12 protein-coding genes and 1 tRNA gene are annotated in these 16583 nt (G+C 52.2%); 7 read left to right on the forward strand and 6 right to left on the reverse strand.

The window, feature by feature from the left end:
* The first annotated feature begins 130 nt into the window (after positions 1 to 130).
* From HKT17_RS06720 to HKT17_RS06730, 3 genes are all read left to right on the forward strand, one after another.
* Positions 131 to 1159, forward strand: a complete 1029-nt coding sequence (locus tag HKT17_RS06720; protein ID WP_171098799.1) for a hypothetical protein — start codon at positions 131 to 133, stop codon at positions 1157 to 1159.
* A gap of 91 nt (positions 1160 to 1250) precedes the next feature.
* On the forward strand, positions 1251 to 2279 hold the full coding sequence (locus HKT17_RS06725) for a putative solute-binding protein (protein WP_171098801.1): 1029 nt from the start codon (positions 1251 to 1253) through the stop codon (positions 2277 to 2279).
* Positions 2280 to 2410: 131 nt separating this feature from the next.
* Positions 2411 to 5107 (forward strand): TRAP transporter large permease subunit, encoded by a 2697-nt coding sequence (locus tag HKT17_RS06730; protein ID WP_171098803.1) that lies wholly within the window; start codon positions 2411 to 2413, stop codon positions 5105 to 5107.
* 56 nt (positions 5108 to 5163) lie between these two features.
* On the opposite strand, the gene HKT17_RS06735 is transcribed toward HKT17_RS06730, so the two are convergent.
* Positions 5164 to 5238, reverse strand: a tRNA-Arg gene (locus tag HKT17_RS06735).
* Positions 5239 to 5458: 220 nt separating this feature from the next.
* On the opposite strand from HKT17_RS06735, the gene HKT17_RS06740 reads away from it, so the two are divergent.
* The 3 genes from HKT17_RS06740 (at position 5459) to HKT17_RS06750 (ending at position 8086) form a co-directional block, all read left to right on the forward strand.
* Positions 5459 to 6064 (forward strand): RNA polymerase sigma factor, encoded by a 606-nt coding sequence (locus HKT17_RS06740; protein WP_171098805.1) that lies wholly within the window; start codon positions 5459 to 5461, stop codon positions 6062 to 6064.
* 43 nt (positions 6065 to 6107) lie between these two features.
* Positions 6108 to 7475, forward strand: coding sequence for a sigma 54-interacting transcriptional regulator (locus HKT17_RS06745; RefSeq protein WP_171098806.1), 1368 nt, complete (start codon positions 6108 to 6110; stop codon positions 7473 to 7475).
* A 302-nt stretch (positions 7476 to 7777) separates the two neighbouring features.
* Positions 7778 to 8086, forward strand: coding sequence for a hypothetical protein (locus tag HKT17_RS06750; RefSeq protein ID WP_171098808.1), 309 nt, complete (start codon positions 7778 to 7780; stop codon positions 8084 to 8086).
* A gap of 5 nt (positions 8087 to 8091) precedes the next feature.
* Here HKT17_RS06750 and HKT17_RS06755 read toward each other — a convergent pair whose 3' ends face one another.
* Together HKT17_RS06755 and HKT17_RS06760 are read right to left on the reverse strand one after the other, a co-directional pair.
* Positions 8092 to 8523: a hypothetical protein gene (locus tag HKT17_RS06755; RefSeq protein WP_171098810.1), complete on the reverse strand. Its 432-nt coding sequence runs from the start codon at positions 8521 to 8523 to the stop codon at positions 8092 to 8094.
* Positions 8523 to 9098, reverse strand: coding sequence for an RNA polymerase sigma factor (locus HKT17_RS06760; RefSeq protein WP_168426957.1), 576 nt, complete (start codon positions 9096 to 9098; stop codon positions 8523 to 8525). Before HKT17_RS06760 ends, HKT17_RS06755 begins: the two co-directional genes overlap by 1 nt.
* 288 nt (positions 9099 to 9386) lie before the next feature.
* Here HKT17_RS06760 and HKT17_RS06765 point away from each other — a divergent pair, with 288 nt between their 5' ends.
* Positions 9387 to 11348, forward strand: coding sequence for a DNA topoisomerase IV subunit B (locus HKT17_RS06765; protein WP_171098812.1), 1962 nt, complete (start codon positions 9387 to 9389; stop codon positions 11346 to 11348).
* A gap of 27 nt (positions 11349 to 11375) precedes the next feature.
* Here the strand turns inward: HKT17_RS06765 and HKT17_RS06770 are convergent, their stop codons facing one another.
* From HKT17_RS06770 to imuA, 3 genes are read right to left on the reverse strand one after another with little or no spacing between them, the layout of a single operon-like run.
* Positions 11376 to 14516, reverse strand: a complete 3141-nt coding sequence (locus HKT17_RS06770; protein WP_171098814.1) for an error-prone DNA polymerase — start codon at positions 14514 to 14516, stop codon at positions 11376 to 11378.
* Positions 14517 to 14528: 12 nt separating this feature from the next.
* Positions 14529 to 15890 carry a DNA polymerase Y subunit UmuC family protein gene (locus HKT17_RS06775; RefSeq protein ID WP_146106679.1) on the reverse strand — a complete coding sequence of 454 codons (1362 nt, stop codon included), beginning with the start codon at positions 15888 to 15890 and terminating at the stop codon, positions 14529 to 14531.
* Complete coding sequence (imuA, locus tag HKT17_RS06780) at positions 15826 to 16578, reverse strand: translesion DNA synthesis-associated protein ImuA (RefSeq protein ID WP_205882519.1); 753 nt, start codon at positions 16576 to 16578, stop codon at positions 15826 to 15828. Before imuA ends, HKT17_RS06775 begins: the two co-directional genes overlap by 65 nt.
* Positions 16579 to 16583 lie beyond the last annotated feature (5 nt).

A 16583-nucleotide genomic window follows, 5' to 3' on the forward strand; every position in this document is an offset into this window, starting at 1 on the left:
ACAACTGTTTACTTTCCCTTGGATGGGTGAATATTTCATGGTTTAATAACGTGCGCAAACCTTGTTACTCAAAGGTCAAATCCAAATATTGACCAGACAAGGTATAAAAGAAAAATCAACGGAGACATCAATGATCAAAGCTGGCGTATGGCGTTTATTGGCCATTTCGGGAGTGGTTGCATTTGCGGCAGGTTGCGCAAGCGTTGAGCGGGGTGCCACAAACCTCGCGATTAACCTGATTGAACGCCGAATTATTCCTCCTCAGCTTGAAATCGACGATGTCGACATGGCCTGTCGTTTTGCCACAGGCAACTTTCCTCTAATCTCAGGTGGTACCCGCGCGTTTGGTGGCGACCCCCAACTGCTTGAATCCCTGTTGCTGGTTTCCTCTGCCGCCTGTTCCGAACAGCGCGCCGTGGAAGAAGAGCTGCGCTACCTGCGTGCCTCCAAGCAAAACAACATTGAAGAAGCCCAAGACGCCCGTATCGGTCAAAAGCGCTTGCTGGAAATTACGGCCCGCCGTCAGCTGCGCGCGTTTGAAGCCATGCGCAACAAGCTTGAAGACAAATACAACTTCGAGTACGGCGAGGGTTGCCCCGAGTTTGAACGAGATTTCGACGAACTGACCTACCTGCTAGGCACCGTGGCTGGCCTTCAAGCCGTGGTAAACGACATTGCTTCCCAGCAAATGGTAGGTGTACCCACCGACATCGCACCGAAATCCGAACGCGCGCTCACCTGCATATCGAATGCCAAATGGTGGGGTGCTCCCAATGCAGCGCGTGCTGTGGTGTGGAGTATTTTGCCGGGTGCCTCTGAAGGCAAAGACGTGTGGGGTACATTCCGCCTGTCCATGCTGATTGGCGAGCGTCAGGGTGTTCGCCTTTCTCACGTGATGTACGGTTTGTCCTCGCTGGCAGTGGGCGATACCACCCGTTTCCGCGACTCGACCAAGCGGTTTGCCAATGTCAAAGATTTCAAACCAAGCGAACAATACGCATTGGTTGAAGGTATTTCCGTTGCTGTGATGACCAACCTTTCCGACCGTTACTGGACAGAAAATGTAGGTACTCGCACCCCAGTGGGCAGCATGGGAAAGTATTGGGATGAAGAAGCCGCGATGCCTGCTGGCATGAACGTGGACGACTTGTTGAACTAAGTTTTTGCTCACAGCAAGCCTTGACAGCACTCTAGCAGCTGGTACAAGGCGCAGAAACACAATTTTGGGAGACCAGACAATGACATTTAAAATGAAAGCAATCACAGCAGGCTTCGGCTTGGCTCTGATGGCGTCCGCATCACCGGCTTTGGCCAAACAGAAAGTATGCGTGTTCGACATTCTGGGCGCGGGCGGTGATGTGTTCAACCTGAGCAAAGACTACGTTCTCGCCGCCAAGGGCTTTGGTGCCGACCTGGAGCTTGAAGCGTTCACCGATGAAAAAATCGCCTCGGAAAACTTCAAGACCGGCCAATGTGACATGTTGGTTGCTACGTCTTTCCGTACCCGTGCATACAACTCGGTTGCCGGTTCAATCGACGCCTTGGGTGCTGCTTCCGTGGTGAAAGACGGCAAAGTGGACATGCCTTTGAGTTATGAAGTTGTCAAGCGCACCATTCAACTGTTCGCTACTGAGAAAGCAGACGCGCTAATGACGCAAGGCAACTATCAGGTGGCGGGTATTTTCCCGTTTGGCGCTGCTTACTTGTATGTGAAAAGCCGCGACATCAACTCAGTTGAAAAACTGGCTGGCAAGAAGATTGCCTCGTTTGATTACGACTCAGCCCAAAAGGAAATGATTTCCAAAGTGGGCGCCTCACCCGTGTCGGCTGACATTTCCAACTTTGGTGCCAAGTTCAATAACGGCTCTGTTGACATTATTGCTGCGCCTGCTGCTGCCTACAAACCTTTGGAACTCTACAAGGGCTTGGGTAACGCAGGGGCTATTGTTCGCTTCCCGGTTGCTGTTCTTACTTACCAATTGATCGTGAACAAGAGCAAGTTCCCTGAAGGCTTCGCACAAAAATCACGTGACTACTGGTCCAAGAAATTCCCGGCCGGCATGCAAATCATTACCAATGCTGAAAAGGGCATCCCCAATGGTGCATGGATGGATATTCCTGCCGCCGACTCTGTGAAATACACCATCTTGTTGCGCGAATCCCGTATCAGTCTCGCCAAGAGCGGATCTTACGACCCCAAGGCTTTGAACATCATGAAACAGATTCGTTGTGGTGTGAACCGTGCCGACTCTGAGTGTTCTACAAAAACTGAGCTGTAACAGAATTTGGCGGGGCTTATTCCCGCCAGTTTGCCTTTGCAGTAAAGGGGCTTGCCGTTGCCCCTTTTTTATTATCTTAAATAGCTAATTAGATCAGTCAATCAGTCGATTGACGCTGATAAGGATCCGTTATGCAGAGTTCCGCCGGCAAAAAATGGTTTGGTCGCACGCCATCCGAATGGCTGTCCAGCCTCCCGATTTTCTCACTGCTGTTACTTACCCTGATTATTGGTACCGGCGAAATGGTGCATGGCCAGCTCTTGCGGCTAGGCGAGCGCATGTTTGGCGATCCCGAAAACCAGGTTCAATACTTCCTGTTGCGTGCCGATCCTTCAGCACCCACCTGTGAAGCCAACCCCGACATTGATGCACTGGTCGCCAAACAGCTTGCCGATGCTGAAAGCGCGCCCAAGTCCGATCTCGATTTGTTGTTTGGTGATGTTGCAATTGATCCGAACGAAATCCGTGCCTCGCTGGAGGCTGCGCGCGACCAGTGTCGCGAGCGCTTCGCCGTGTACGAACGGGTCAGCAAAGCGATTACTCCTGAAGTGGAGGCATTCCGCGAGGTCGAAACCGGTTTCTTTGGTATTTTCAAGTTTGGTACAGAGAATCGCCCATTGATTTTGTTGATCATGGTCGCGATTGCCGCCATTTCAACCACCAAGCATTTTCATCACATCAGCCTGCGTCCACCCCGCACCAAGAAAGACTTTCAGGTCTATTCATTGGCGATGTTGGGTGCCAACTTGCTGATGACGATTTCGGCCAGCTACTACCTGAAACTTCAATACGATTCGGGCGTGGCGGTTGAAAATCCGCTGATCAGCATTATCGCGATTGCCCTGTTTGCAGCACTGTCCTTCATCAGTTTGAAAGACGTGCTGAAAATTCCCGCACAAGCCGAGGAGGGCGGAAGTTACGGCATGGGTCTGTTGAGTATCCCGTTGTATGCGTTCATGGCCTTGAATGCGGGTATCAACTTCTTCATGGACGATTACGTCGCAGGTTTGGCAATTTATTTTGGCCAAATCACCGAATTGTCGAGCATTTTCCTGAACCTGGCCTTGTACCTGTGGGCAGGTATGTTGCTCAAGCAAACCCGCGTGGTTTCCCTGTTCATGGACATTCTGCGTCCATGGAAATTACCGCCTGAGGTGTTTACCTACATTGTGTTGCTGGCTGCTGCTGTGCCCACAGCCTACACAGGCGCCTCTGGTGTGTTCGTGATCGCGGCTGGTGCCATTGTGTACCGTGAGGTACTGGCCGTTGGCGCACGGCGCCACTTTGCATTGGCCGCTACCGCCATGTCGGGTTCACTGGGTGTGGTACTTCGCCCTTGTCTGCTCATCGTGGTTATTGCGGCCTTGAACAAAGAAGTTACTACAAGCGAATTGTATGGCTGGGGTTTGTTCGTATTCATCCTGACCTCTACGATTTTCATGATCATTGCGCTGCTGAAAGCAGAAGGGCGTGTGACAGAGCGTGCAAAGGCCAAAGAGGCCCTACCGCAGTCGCTTCGCGCCTTGGTGCCAGTTTCGCCTTACATCTTGATCATGTTGTTGGTGGTTTACGGCTATGAGTACCTGCTGGATACCAAGCTGGACGAATTTACTGCACCAGTGATGTTGCCCGTGATCATGTTGTTCGTGATTATTTTCGACAAGCTGCGTGGTGGCCCCACCAAAGTAGGTGGCGATACACAGGCAGACAAGAAAAAGAACGAAGGCCTGGAAATGGCGGTACGCAGCGCTACAACAGAAACGATTGGTCACATTGGCGCTCTGATCATGTTGATGGCCCTGTCCATTAGCGTAGGCGGCATGATCGAACGCTCTGGTCTGATGAGCATTGTGCCTGCCGAAATGGGCAGTATCTGGATGGCGTTGACTATCTTCATGTTCATGATGGTCTTCATCGGCATGGTCATGGATCCGTTCGGTGCGGTTATCCTCGTGTCGGCCACGGTCGCACCAATTGCCTACAGCAACGGCATTCATCCTGTTCATTTCTGGATGATTGTGATCACCGCGTTTGAGTTGGGTTATCTGTCACCGCCTGTCGCGTTGAACCAGCTGCTTGCAAGGCAGGTGGTTGGCGAAGAAGAAATGGACAAAGCCGCCGAGGAAACAAAGCACAAGCCTTTCTACTATCGCTACGAGCGCTGGTTGCTGCCCGTGTACACCTTGTTTATCGGCTTGCTGATTGTGACTTACGGTGGTCAGGCTTTGATCAACAATGCGGATGGTTTAAAGCCAGTCAGTCACTTCCTTGGACTGGATCAACTTCGCCCGGCAGTGCTTGATCAATCGCCTACACCGGCTGTAGAACCAGCACCTGCTGCTGAACCTGTTGCAGATCCAGCAGCCATGGACCCCGCAGCAGATACCATGCTTGATCCGGCTGCGCCCGCCGCAGACGACTTGTTGGGCGGTGAAACAGCTGCTGCTCCCGCAGCACCTGTTGCTGCACCAGCCGGTCCAAGCCCGGCCCAGCTTCAAGCGGAGGTGACTGAGGTGGTCAGCAACTGGGCGGCAGCCTGGAGTGCACGCGATGTGGAGGGCTACCTCAGCTTCTACTCGGCCAACTTCGAGTTGCCTGGTGCGCAAAGCCGGGCACAATGGGAAAGCCAGCGCCGTGCCCGAATCGCAAGCAAGGCAAGTATTGAGGTCGATATCAGCAACCTGAATGTTCAAATCAATGGCGAAGAAGCCACTGCCGAGTTTGACCAGGCCTACAAAGCCGACAAGTACTCGGACAATGTTCGCAAAACATTGCGTTTGAAGAAAGAAGACGGCCGCTGGAAAATTGTGACCGAGCAAGCCAGCTGAACAAGCCAGCGTGTGAATGAAAAAGCCCCTGACAAGTCAGGGGCTTTTTTTATGCCTGGTCTCGCGGACAGGAATCGAACCTGTATCTAAGCCTTAGGAGGGCCTCGTACTATCCATTGTACTACCGCGAGATGAGCGCATTTTACACCGCAACTGGAGTCAGCCTGTACTCAAGCCTGTGCTGATTTAGAGATTTTGCTTCGCCCAGCCTTCCAAATTTAGAAAAAATCCAACACGAGTTGGGAGTTAATCAATAAATACGCCATGAAATCAACCGTTTGAAATTTGCATGGTCCTGGCATGCACACTGCACAACGCTTGTTACCACACACAAGCAAACAGAGGCAGGTCATGGAACACACCGCAAACGTTCAGCAGTTCGAAATCACCGTTTCAGGTATTGACGAAAACACAGCAACACCGCTGACCGCGGCACAACTTTGCACGCTTGAGGCCTTGTTGAAGTCGCAGCAATCGCGTTTAACCCACTTCGTGCGCAAACACCTGCGCCGTGAGGATTATGTGGATGACCTTATTCAGCAAACCCACCTGGCTGCATTTCGCAACTGGGCGAGTTTTCGTGGAGAGTCCAAACCAGAAACCTGGTTGTTTGGCATTGCACTGAATCTGGTGAAAAACTTTCGTTACCGCGACACCAGTTTTCGCTTTCAAGGCGATGATTTTGATGAGCAAATCAGCCTGATTCCTGCCGATTCCATGTGCGAGCCTGAAGAATCCCTGATGCGTCAGGAGCGCATGGAAACCCTCAAGTCTGCAATTGATCACCTTCCGGGCAAAATGCAAACAGTGGTTCAGTTGGTGTTGCTTGAGGGGTTTACCTATCAGGATGCTGCACTTGAACTGGACTTGCCCATTGGTACGGTTCGCTCTCGATTGTCGCGCGCACGGGACATGCTGCGGGTGGAGGTGATGGGGCAGTCAGAATCACAACATTGACTAATCCCAAGGGGTGATCCAATGCTGGCACGCAGCCCTCACAATGAACTTTATTCATTTCATTGTGCCGTGGCTGCAAATGACCGAGTTAACCCTTTGCATTGAATCCCCCGAACTCAAAAGCAGATTGCGTGCCGCAGCGTTGTTGATGCAGGCCAGTGTTCACGAACTGTCACTGATCGACCTGTTGGGCAAACGCAGTTTGCCCGCGCATTGGCTGCTGGTTGATCAGGGCCTGGAGCAGCTTGGGGATTTAATTGAGCACTTCAAAGCCCAGGGTAGAAAGCCTGAAACACAGATCATTCGTTTTATCGAGAAACCCTGGCAAGAGTACGTTTATCATGACATTCCCATTTTTGCGTCCATTGTGCACCCGGCCAATCCTTTGGCTGCAGTTCATGTACTTGAAAAGCTGATACGAACCAAACCTTTTCGTTCTGGTAAAAAGCCACTGCCCAACAGCAACCTGGGGCCCTACAGTGACGAATTTGTTCGTTCGCAACCCATGCGCCATGCGGTATCCCAATTACAGCGCTTAAAACAGCTGCCCATCGACACCGTGTTGCTTGGGCCTACGGGTGCTGGCAAAGACACCGCTGCGCGTTGGCTGCACGCGCACTCTGGCGTGAAAGGCGAGTTTGTACATGTGAACTGTGCTGCCTTGCCAGAGCAGCTTTTTGAAGCCGAGGTGTTTGGCGTGATGGCAGGTGCTTTCACCGGGGCGCAAAAAGACAGGCCAGGAAAATTGGAGCTTGCGCACAATGGCACCCTGTACCTGGATGAAATAGACAGCCTGCCTTTGTCATGTCAAGCCAAGTTACTGAATGCCCTGCAATATCGCGGCGCAATCCGGCTGGGTGGGCATGTGTTCTACAACTCGGTTTTTCGGGTCATCGCTTCGACAAAAACCAAACTTGAAACCTTGGTGGAACAGAACAGATTTCGGGAAGACCTTCACTTCAGGCTCAGTGTGTCGCAGGTTCGAATTCCTGCCTTGGCAGAGCGACTCGAAGACATCATTCCCCTGTACTGTCATTTCCTGAACGATGTGGCCGCGCAGTTCAAGCTGGAAGTTCCCAAGCTGGACCTTGAAGATACGGACGAGTTGTTGAGCCGACCATGGCCTGGCAATGTGCGCGAGTTACACGCATTTGCACAACGGCATGTGATGGGGCTGGGCGAACCTTGCACGGTGCCTGGCAGCGAAGCACCTGCCGGTTTGAAGCAGCGTTTGCTGGCTTTCGAAAAAGCCGTTCTGATTCAAACATTGCATGCACACCGCGGGTGCGCACGCCTGGCCAGTGAAAGCCTTGGTATTCCCTTGCATTCCCTTTACTACCGCATGAAACGTTTCGATTTGCTTGAAAAAAACGGGAACCATTCCGATGACAAAGCCACTCAATGTTCATGAAACGACGTTTATCGGCCTCGTGCCTGTAATTATCACCAATGATCAAACCAAACACTTCGCCAATACAGTCTGCGTCTTCACAAGCAAGCAGTGCAGCCAACCCAACTGGTTCTGCTGCGCGCACCACCTTCAAAGCCATTCTCTCTGAACTCAAAGCTCGCCCGATGAAACCTCTTTCTCTGCAGCGCTTCCCGGGCCTTTCTACACCCCGTACGCTCGCACAACAAGTTCACAGCGACACCGCTGGTGTTGTCTAGGCATTCACAAATCCCATGTTACAAAGCCCTCCCGGAAACTGGTTTTTGATTAACGAGCAACTTGTTGAAGGTTTGGGGCAGGCTGAATTATTGCAGTCGTGGTCGTGTCCCTCCGAGTTTCAGGCCACCCTGGTGTTAAACAGCTATGAAAGTAACTGCTTGCGAGATTGGCTGTCGCAGCGTTGGCTTGCTAAGTCTCTGGAGCAAACCTGTATTTTTGAGCTTGAATATTCCAAGCTGCATGTTTCCAGGTTGATGTTTGCCAACAATGTGCTGGATGCAAAAGAGAAATTCGAGTTGTGGCTTCAGGCTGTTTTAGCCGACCGGACCAAGGCTGCACAAAGCCGAGGCTGATCGCCCTAGGTTGAGCCTTTGTGCTGAAAGTAGGTTTGTTTGTAGGCAAACGCCACATGAACAAAGCCTTGAAATTGCGACATGATTATGTCTTTGCTTTCACTCACAATTTCAACACACAGGCGCAAGCAGTTGTCGTGGTTTGAAATTGCGGTTGACACACCTTCGGGCATGTCGTTTTTCAATTCACTAAACAGGGCCAAGGCCAGTTTAATTTGGTTTTCCTGAACCTGTAACGATTTCCCCAAGCTGAAAATTCTTGCGCTTACCCTGCAATCTGCGCCGCCAAGGTGTTGCAGCTCAATCGTGAAGTTCTTTTCAAAATCAATTCGATAGCCATCTTCACCGGCACATTGCTCGGTGTCGCTGAGAGTCATTCCCAGTGATTCCAGAATTTTGTTGAGTGCCCCATAACGGGTTGCCAAATTTGCGTTCATCAGTCCATATACAGGTCGTAGATTGATTTCAATTGGGCACGCGATCTTGAAATTCTCGAACGCACCGTGCCAATTGGAATACCCAGAATGTCAGCCGCTTCCTGGTAAGAATTGCCATGCTGAACCACCAAAACCAGGGTTTCACGCAGATCGTTGGGCAAATTACCAATCGCCGATTCCAGTTTGATGCTGAATTCGTTTTTCATGCAATGCTGCATGGGGTCAGACCCCTCCGCTTGTTCCAGTTCAAGGTCTTCATCCGAAGTGAAATGAAATTTGTACTGTGGAGAGCGGCGCGCGGTGTTCCGAATAATGTTCAGTGCAATGCCAAACAGCCAGGTCGCTCTTTTTGCATCACCTCGAAAGCTGTCCCAGCAGCAGTAAGCCTCAATCAAGGTTTGCTGGAATACATCCTCGACCGCGTTTTCATCACGAAAATGTTTGATGATGAAGTTGCGCAACCGCTTTTCCTGCTTGGCAACCAACAATTCAAACTCCGAGCGAGTTGTTTCCAGATTCGCCCTTGAGCACCTTTGAATCGCGGTGATCTTTAACTTGGGGGCAATCGGTTTCATGTCGAGCCTCTCTACTTGAAACGGAAGTGGAATCATGGTCGGCCTTGGCGAGTTGTTTAAATAACGCCACAGCGTATCAAGGCTGCAAAAAGTCCGAACGAGGTGTCACCATGGATAGGGGGTGGGGTGACATGCTGCTTTATTAGCCTTGAAAATTGTGCTAACCACGCGGAACAAATTTCCTATCTTGGTCATGAGTGCTGGCACAGCCGCAGATGGTTCCAGTCCTGCCCGAAATGAATCCAAATTATTGGTATCATCAAGCGGTCATTGAACTATCAGGTTGTCATGAGCCAGTACCAAGAATCGTCCATCCGTGTCCTTAAAGGGCTAGAGCCAGTCAAGCAGCGCCCCGGCATGTACACCCGCACCGATTGCCCCTTGCATATTATTCAAGAGGTGATCGACAACGCAGCCGACGAGGCCTTGGGGGGGTTCGGTACGCGCATCACGGTGACCATTCACACCGATGGCAGTGTCTCGGTGCAGGACGAAGGGCGGGGCATTCCGATTGGTCTTCACCCCGAAGAAAAGGTGCCGGTTATTGAGCTGGTGTTTACCCGCCTGCATGCCGGCGGCAAATTCAACAAGGCCGATGGTGGCGCTTATCGCTTCTCAGGCGGCCTGCACGGTGTGGGTGTGTCAGTAACCAACGCCCTTTCAACCCGGCTTGAGGTGAGTGCGGTACGCGACAAGCAGGTGGGCACACTGGTGTTCAGCGGTGGCGATGTAATCGAACCCCTCAAAGTACGCCCGCAAACTAGCAGCGATCCGAAAAAGGGTACCACCGTGCGTGTGTGGCCCGACCCCCAGTACTTTGATTCCGCTGTATTGCCCTTGAACGAAATGGACCGCCTGTTGCGCAGCAAGGCCGTGTTGTTGAAAGGTGTCGAGGTGGTGTTGGTTTCTGAGAAAACCGGTGAAGCCAAGCGCTGGAAATTCGATGACGGACTACGTGGTTTTTTAAAGGAAGAGTTGCTCGACCGTGAACTGGTGGCTCCCATGTTCAGCGGCGACCTGAGCGTTGATGTACTTCGCGATGAAGGTTTTGCAGAAGGCGAGGGTGCAGCCTGGGCCCTGGCTTTTGTGGCGGAGGGTGCACCCGTGCGTGAAAGCTATGTGAACCTGATTCCGACTTCTGCTGGTGGTACACATGAATCGGGTTTGCGCGAAGCAGTGTTTCAGGCCATCAAGGCATTTTGTGAAATGCACTCGCTGATGCCCAAAGGCATCAAGTTGATGCCTGATGACATCTTTTCCAAGGCGAATTTCGTGTTGTCGGCCAAAGTGCTCGACCCGCAGTTTCAGGGACAAATCAAGGAACGCCTGAACAGCCGCGATGCAGTGCGTTTGGTGTCTTCGTTGGTGAAGCCTGCATTTGAATTGTGGTTGAACCAGCACGTGGAAGACGGCAAAAAAATTGCTGAACTGGCCATTAAACAGGCGCAAGCCCGTTCACGTGCAGCGCAGAAAGTCGAGAAACGAAAAAGCTCTTCAGTGGCCATTTTGCCAGGCAAGCTGACCGACTGTGAAAGCACCGACATTACACTGAATGAGGTGTTTCTGGTTGAGGGTGATTCTGCTGGTGGGTCGGCCAAAATGGGCCGTGACAAAGAATTTCAGGCCGTGTTGCCTTTGCGTGGAAAGGTGCTCAATGCCTGGGAAACCGACAAAGACCGCCTCTTTGCCAATCAGGAAATTCATGACATTGCGGTGGCCATTGGCGTGGACCCACACGGCGTGAATGACAATCCCGATTTAAGCGGTTTGCGTTACGGCAAAATTTGTATTCTTTCCGATGCTGATGTGGATGGTTCACATATTCAGGTGTTGTTGCTCACCTTGTTCTACAAGCATTTTCCTGCGCTGATTCGAAGCCAGAACTTGTATGTGGCTCGTCCACCGCTGTTTCGCGTGGATGTGCCCGCACAGGGAAAAAAGCCCGCGCGCAAACTGTACTGCCTCGACGAAGCCGAGCTTTATGCGGTGCAAGACAAACTGGGCAAAGAGGGTGTGAAAGAGGCGAACATCAAGATTTCCCGTTTTAAAGGCTTGGGTGAAATGAATGCCGAGCAGTTGTGGGAAACAACCTTGAACCCTGACACACGTCGCTTGTTGCCGGTTACCTTGGGCAGCATGGATGTGCCCGAAACCAATGCCATGATGCACATGTTGATGGGCCGCACGGAAAGTGGCGCGCGCCGCACCTGGCTGGAGGACAAAGGCAATTTAGTGGAAGTGGATATTTAATCATTGAAGTAAAAAAGCGTTGTGTGATTACTTGAAGTCTCGCGACGGCGTTTGCAGTTGCGCAAGCAGGTGGGTGTAATCCACCAGCCTGCGTGCCACCAAATTGCACACTTCACCTTCGCGCTGCCAAATACCAAACACCCCCATAATTTGCGCATTGCGCAGCACCTGTCGCTGTTCTTCGGCTAGGCTGTTCCACACAATTACATTCACATTGCCTGTTTCATCTTCAAGATTTAAAAACACGGTGCCGTGCGCAGTGGCCGGGCGTTGTCGGTGTGTCACAATGCCACAGGCCCTTGCCAGCCTGCCGTTGGGGTAAGTGCGCAATTCTTCAACCTGCTTTATTTTGTACGGTGCCAGTTGCTTGCGCAAAAATGAAATAGGGTGGTGTTCCAGGCTTGAACCTGTGGCGCGGTAATCGGCCAGCATGTCTTCCAGTTCACCGGCTTTGGGCAATTCAAGCGGTGTTTCATTGCTGCGGGTGTTGGTCAGCAGGTCTGTGTGGTTTGGGCCGTGCCGAACGCCCCTTGTTTCAGTTGCTGCGGTTTGCCACACGGCCTGGCGGCGGTGCCCTGCCAGTTGCTCAAGCGCATTTGCATCGGCCAGTGCAAGCAGGTCGCCGCGGTCAAGCCGGGCGCGCTTGGTCAAGTCTTCTACACTTTCAAACAGCCCTTGCTCGCGGGTTTGAACAATACGCACAGCAGCGTCATGTTTCAAGCCATTGACTCGGTTTAAACCCAGACGAACAGGCCACACCTTACCTGTGCAGCTTTCCAGTCGGGTTTCAAGGGCGCTGCACTGCACATCCACGGGCCGTACTGTCACGCCATGTCGTTGTGCATCTTGAATCAGCTGTGAAGGCGCATAGAAACCCATGGGTTGCGCGTTGAGCAAACCACATAAAAATGCATCCGGGTGGTGGCATTTCAGCCAGGACGATGCATACACCAACAAGGCGAAACTGGCGGCATGGCTTTCCGGAAAACCATATTCGCCAAAGCCTTCCATTTGTTTGAAAATACTTTCTGCAAACTCACGGGTGTAACCACGCTCCAACATGCCGTTCACCACTCGCTCGTAAAAATGGTGCAGGCCGCCTTTGCGTTTCCATGCGGCCATTCCGCGGCGCAATGCATCGGCCTCGCCTGGTGTAAAGCCAGCAGCCAGAATTGCAACCTGCATCACTTGTTCCTGAAAAATAGGAACACCTTGGGTACGGCCCAGTGCCTCTTTCAAGGCATCAGAAGGGTAGTTCACTGCTTCTAAGCCCTGTCTGCGTTTTAAAAACGGGTGCACCATGCCGCCTTGAATGGGGCCGGGGCGCACAATCGCCACCTGAATCACGAGGTCGTAGTACTGCCGGGGTTTTAGGCGGGGAAGCATGCCCATTTGCGCACGGCTTTCAATTTGAAAAACACCCACGGTGTCGGCCTTGCACATCATGTCGTATGCCGTGCTGTCTTCGGGTGGTATGGCTTGCAGGGTTCTGGGGGCACCGGGTTTTTTGTGCAACTCGTCCAACGTCATTCGAATGGCGCTCAACATGCCAAGTGCAAGAACGTCTACCTTCATCAAGCCCATGGCGTCCAAGTCGTCCTTGTCCCACTGAATGACGCTGCGCTCTGGCATGGAGGCATTTTCCACTGGCACCAGTTCAGTCAGGCTATCGCGTGCAATCACAAAGCCGCCTGTGTGTTGCGACAAGTGCCGCGGAAACCCCAGCAGTTCATCGGCCAAATGCACGCAATGCTGCACAGTGCTTTGGCGAACATCAATGCCTGCCTGCACCATGTGATCCACGCTCATGCTACGGCTGTAACCGCCATCTTGCGATTTGGCCAAATCTTCAATCAAATCTGTACCCAATCCCAAGGCTTTTCCCACATCCCGCAATGCTGAGCGGGGCCTGTACACCACCACGCTGGCGGCCAGTGCGGCCCGGTCGCGACCATACTTCTTGTAAATGTATTGAATCACTTCTTCGCGGCGCGTGTGTTCAAAGTCCACGTCAATGTCGGGTGGCTCGTTGCGTTCCCGGCTGATAAAACGCTCGAACAGCACGGCCATTTTGTCGGGGTTGACTTCGGTAATGTGCAGGCAATAACACACCACCGAATTGGCAGCAGACCCACGGCCCTGGCACAAAATATTGCGGGAACGCGCAAAACGGACAATGTCGTAAACCGTTAAAAAGTAGGCCTCAAATTTCAGTTCCTCAATCAGCTGTAATTCATGTTCAATTTGTTTTTTAACTTTGGCAGGTACATTGCTGCTGTAGCGTTGGGCAGCGCCTTCTTCTACAAGTTGACGCAAGTATTGTGTAGGTTCCAGGCCTTCTGGGCTTATTTCACGGGGGTATTGGTAGCGCAACTCATCCAGTGAAAATACACACTGTGCGGCCAGCGTTACAGTTTGTTGCAGCAAACGGTGCGGGTAAGTTTGGGCAAGTTGCTGCAAAGGTTGCAGACACCGTTGTGCATTCGTTTCCAGAAATGGCTTGGCGTCGTTCAGCTTGCAGTTCAAGCGAATGGCAGTTAGCACGTCATGCAGATTTTTTCGTTCACTTGAATGCATAACTGGTAAGTTACTGGCCATGAGTTCAACACCGTGCAAGTGGGCCAATGCCTGCAGGTATAGCAGCCATGGCCTGTCGAATCCACGGTGCTGCAAATTGCACACCACATGCAAGCGGCCAGTGAAACGTTTGGCACACCAACTTAACAAGGCAGTAAAATTTTCCTTGCTGCGTTCGTCGGGCACCAGCAGCAATTGAAGTCCGGGTGGAATATCAGCAAGGTCGTCACGGGTGAAGTGGTAGTCGCCTTTGGCTGCACGGCCACGGGCCTGGGTAATCAGCCTGCACAAGTGGGTGTAGCCGGTTTTGTTTTTCACTATCAAGGCAATGCGCTGGCCGGTAAATGCACTGTTGTTTGCGAACACAAACTGGGCGCCTACCAACAGTTGAATACCACATTCCTTGGCGGCCTGATGTGCACGAACAATGCCCGCCAGCGAACATTCATCCGTGATGCCAATGGCGCTGTAACCCAACAGTTTGGCTTGTTGCACCAGTTCTTCCGGGTGTGACGCACCTTTTAAAAAACTGAAGTTACTCAACGCCAGTGCTTCAGCAAAAGGTGGTGCGGTGTGCAATGGCGCATTCATGTTCAGAGTGCCTTATGCAAAGTAACCATGTAAAAACCAGCGTGCATCTTCTTCAAGCAGGTCTTGATACAGCCACACCAAACTGGAATTGCTGTCGCGTGCGCAGTAGTAATCGCGCTTGCAAGGTTTGGCATCCCACCAGCCAAACTCAACACGTTCGGGGCCGCTAAGCAATTGCCATGGGCCACCCACTTGCCACTGTGGGGCTTTTCCTTGAAGTGGCTTGGGCGTTGGCAACAGCCACAATGGGCGCGGGCTGCTGGCCGCCAATGTCGCATTGTTCAATTCAGGGGCATGTTGGTTTTCAATTTTCTTAAAGGCAGTGTTCGCAGGTTTTTGCAGCGGGGTGTGTTGCAACACAATGCTGCATTCGGGCCTTGGGTCACTTTCTGTGGCTGCAAATAATACGGTTTGTTCGCCCAAGCGCGCGCGAAGAACATCGCAGGTGTTGTTCCAGTTACGAGTGCCTTCTGCCGGATCGGGTAAAAAACTGCGATTCACGTTGGGCAGCAATTCACTGTGCATGCATTGCACTCGAAGGTTGCGTATGTCGTCGTCAAATTGCATCCGCCCCAGTTGGTGGTGCAGCAGGCGCTTCCATGTGTCGATGCAATCGGTGGCTTGCGCACTTCTCAGGCGTAAAACCTCTTCACCGTGCGCGTGAACAAAGGCCCAGTGCAATTCACGCGTGCCATGTTTTTGCTGCTTTAGCCAGTTGCACACTGCTTCAAGCAGTGCTTGTGCATGGTGCTCAATCAGATCAAGCCTGTCGCTGTGAAAAGGCAATTCCTTTTCTTGCTCGAATGTATCCGCAGGTTCGTGGGGTGCCGTTGCTATGGCGAGTTTGTTTTGAAGCCCAAAACCCGAATCAAGTTCAGCCAAGGCTTGTGCGCCAAACCGTTTTAAAAATCCATCGCGTGGCAAACGCCACAAATCACCAATGCGGCCAAAACCGCATTGTCGCCAGGTGGTTTGCAGCTTCACATCGCAATCAAGCACTGAAATTGGCAGGGCCAGCAAACTGTTTTCATTGAAATTCAGCATGGCCAGAAAATCGTCTAGATTGCGTGCGGGGGCGCACTTGCCAAGCCACCATGCGCCGGTTGCAGTGTGGTGGTTGGCCAGTTGCAATTCGCCAGAAAATTCCTCGGTACTTTCCCAGAATTGCGAAAGCAAAGCCTGTGCGCCACCAAACAACCTGAAGCTGCTCTGCACTTCAACCAGCCAACCCACATATTCATGATGCTGGTCTTGTCGCCAGCACACCACTGGGCTGTAATGTGCTGCCAATTCAAACAAGGAATTGGCATCAAATTGTGATTTGACTTCGCGTGGGTTGCGGGATTGTTTGTAACTCAGGGCGATCCAGCGCACGAACAAGCTCCTGTGAGTGCGGGGTGTCGGGTAAAGCACCTTGCGGTTTTGGTAAATTGATCAGTATTGCCTGCTCAAGCACAGGCCCCCTGCGTTTGATCAAATGCACTCGCAGGCTATTGCTGCTTTGGGCCGTCAGGCACAAGCGCAGTGAAGCCGGGGAGGGTTGTATTTGTGCCCGAATGGGGCGAAATACAAAACTTAAACCCTGTGAACGAGTGGCCTGGTACTGCAAGCGACGCAACACAGTTGGGTTGCAGAGTGTTTTTTCTTCAGGCAGCCACATGAAAAGTGCACCGAAGGAATCGCTTTGCAGCACCTGTTCGATCGCCCAAAGTCGATCTTGGGGTTTGTCGGTTTGAACCAAGTGCACTTGATCCAAGGCCACACCGAACTGCTCAAACGCCGGCGTGAGTGGTAGCAGCGGTGCGCCAATCAGCACCAGTTTTTTTTTCTCCAGCGATAGTTTGCGCAACACCGGCATTAGAAAGCGAAGCTCGCCAATGCCATGGTGTTTTAACAGCAGTTCAATCAGGTTGCGGGTAGGCCAGCCACCCCCGGGCAATTGTTGATCCAGGGCAGCAAAGCCGCTGGGTATACGCGCACTGGTGTCGGTGGCAAGCTGGTGGGCACGCCACACGCCGGGGTGAATGCTGGCAAGATCAGACGACACAACAACCCCCGACATTGCTT

The sequence above is a fragment of the Limnobacter sp. SAORIC-580 genome (assembly GCF_013004065.1).
Classification (GTDB): domain Bacteria; phylum Pseudomonadota; class Gammaproteobacteria; order Burkholderiales; family Burkholderiaceae_B; genus Limnobacter; species Limnobacter profundi.